Here is a 2,619-nt window from a genome sequence, read left to right as displayed (position 1 = left end):
GACTTGCGGCACGGGAATATTGATTGCGCGCCGTCGCCGGCCCACGGCGCGGCCGAGCGGTGCGGTCAGCTCGTCGACGCTTGTCGAAGATTCTGGTGGGTCCGGTTGCGCCATCTGCCGCGTGGATCATCGCGAATCACGCCGGCCAGTCTATCACGGCCGGACCGGCCGAGGCGCTGAGGTCAGGTCATGCCCCCGCCGATTGGCGCGTCAAAAAAGCCGGGGCGGCCAACGGCCGCCCCGGATCTCACAACTCAGGCCCGCTTGCCGGCCGCGCGCTTAATTTGGAACGGCGGCCTTGGGATTGGGCGGGAACGCGGCATTGCTCGCCGTACCGCGCAATAGGTCGAGCGCCATTTTCAGCGCCTTATCGTCGGTTTCATTCGGCGGCACGTAGGACTGCGAACCGGTTTCCTCGGAACCTTCGGCCTTGAGGTGGCCGCGCAGCGAGGCCTCGCCCTTGGAATCGGTGCGCGCCTTCAAGTCGTCCGGCACGTCCTGCTGCACTTCGATGTCGGGCGTGATGCCCTTGGCCTGAATCGAGCGGCCCGACGGCGTGTAGTAGCGCGCCGTGGTCAACCGCAGCGCGCCATTACCAGCGCCGAGCGGAATGATGGTCTGCACCGACCCTTTGCCGAACGAGCGGGTTCCGACCAAGGTCGCCCGCTTATGGTCCTGCAAGGCGCCGGCGACGATCTCGGAGGCAGAGGCCGAGCCGCCGTTGATCAGCACGATGAGCGGCTTACCCTTGGTCATGTCGCCGGGCCTCGCATTGAAGCGCTGCGTCTCCTCGGGATTGCGTCCGCGGGTGGAAACGATCTCGCCTTTCTCAAGGAAGGTGTCGGAGACCGAAATCGCCTGATCGAGCAGCCCGCCCGGATTGTTGCGCAGGTCGATGATGTAGCCCTTGATCTTGTCGGCGCCGAGCTGGCTGTTGAGATCGTTGATCGACTGCTTGAGCCCGTCGGTGGTCTGCTCGTTGAACTGCGTGACGCGGATATAGGCGATGTCGTCGCCCTGCGGATGCGAGCGCACCGACTTCACGCGGATGACGTCGCGCACGATCGTAACGTCGACCGGTTTGTCGGCGCCCTTGCGCATGATGGTGAGCTTGATCTTGGTGTTCACCGGGCCGCGCATCTTGTCGACCGCCTGGTTCAGCGTCAGGCCCTGCACCGCTTCGTCATCGAGATGGGTGATGATGTCGTTGGCCATGACGCCGGCCTTGGCCGCGGGCGTCTCGTCGATCGGCGCGACGACTTTCACCAGACCATCCTCCATGGTGACTTCGATGCCGAGACCGCCAAACTCGCCGCGGGTCTGCACCTGCATGTCACGAAAGCTCTTCGGGTCCATGTAGCTCGAATGCGGATCGAGCCCGGCCAACATGCCGTTGATCGCCGATTCGACGAGCTTGCTGTCCTCCGGCTTCTCGACGTAGTCGGCGCGGACGCGCTCGAACACGTCGCCGAACAGATTGAGTTCGCGATATGTGTCCGATGCTGCTGCGCGCGCTGCGGAGCCGATCAAGATGGAACGTGGCTGTGTCACCAGCAGCGTCACCAGGGCGCCGACCACCGCGCCGAGGAAAATCAATGTCGTTTTGCGCATCATCCGCGAACCTTTTCGCCTTCGGTTGTCGCCCACCATGGGCTAGGGTCAATGGGAGTACCGTCCTTGCGGAACTCCACATACAGTACAGGCTGTTTGGGCGCGGTCGTGGCGGCCGCAGCAGAAGTCTGCGGCCCGTCACCCATCACCGCTACCGGCTCACCGGTTAGCACGAACTGGCCGAGATCGACGGAAATCCGCTCCATCCCCGCTAACAGCACATGATACCCGCCGCCGGCATTGAGGATCAAGAGTTGGCCGTAGCTACGGAAGGCGCCGGCATAGACGACCCAGCCGTCGCACGGCGCGGTGATCGCCGCCCCGGCGCGGGCGGCGACGGAAAGTCCCTTTTGGGTTCCGCCGACGCCGTCGGACCCGCCGAATTCGCGGATTCGCAGGCCGTTCACCGGCAGTCGCAGGCGTCCGCGCATGTCGGCAAAGGCGATTGCGGGGGTTAGGCGGCCGGGATCGCTCAAGGCGGCGAGTTCCGGCTGCGTCGCATCGTTGGTAATGGCGCGGTCGGCGGCATGGGCGGCGCGGCTGGCGCTGTCTAGTCCCGATTCGAGCTTGGCGATGAGGTCCTTGATGCCGTCGACCTGACGCGCGAGATCGGCGGCCCGCTGCCGCTCGCCGTCGAGCGCCGCCTGGGCTACCGCTTCCTTCCGCTGCCGCTCGTCAATCAAGAGGCTCATGCGCAGCTGCGCGCGCCCCAGGAGGTCGAGACTGGCCGACAACCTGTCGCGCTCGTCGACGATATCCTTGCGCAGCCGCAACAGGTCGGAGAGGTCGCCGGCTACCGCATCGGCCTGTGCTCGCATATCCGGCAATACCGCCCCGAGCGTGATGGCGGTGCGCACCGCCTGCAGGGCGTCCTCCGGCCGCACCATCAGCGCCGGCGGCGGCTGCCGGCCGATCCGCTGCAAGGCGGCGAGGATTTCGACGATCACCCCGCGTCGCTCCTCAAGCGACTTGCGGAACAGCCGTTCCTGCGCGTCGAGCGGCTCGAGC

General features: G+C 65.8%; 2 protein-coding genes. Both read right to left on the bottom strand.

Annotated elements, in window-relative coordinates; genetic code table 11:
- Window positions 1-279 precede the first annotated feature (279 nt).
- Window positions 280-1,614: a S41 family peptidase gene (locus JOY90_RS26295; RefSeq protein ID WP_291694021.1), complete on the bottom strand. Its 1,335-nt coding sequence runs from the start codon at window positions 1,612-1,614 to the stop codon at window positions 280-282.
- Window positions 1,611-2,619: peptidoglycan DD-metalloendopeptidase family protein (locus JOY90_RS26290; protein WP_291694020.1), on the bottom strand; the 1,009-nt coding region annotated here is incomplete at its 5' end. The genes JOY90_RS26295 and JOY90_RS26290, both read right to left, overlap by 4 nt.

It is taken from the genome of Bradyrhizobium sp., from assembly GCF_019242285.1.
GTDB lineage: Bacteria > Pseudomonadota > Alphaproteobacteria > Rhizobiales > Xanthobacteraceae > Bradyrhizobium.
The sequence above is the reverse complement of the archived record's forward strand: the minus strand, read 5'-3'. Positions and strand labels throughout refer to the sequence as shown.

Bases quoted from the DNA above. Each gene is read 5' to 3' on its own strand.
- JOY90_RS26295 (WP_291694021.1), bottom strand. From the start codon at position 1,614: ATGATGCGCAAAACGACATTGATTTTCCTCGGCGCGGTGGTCGGCGCC.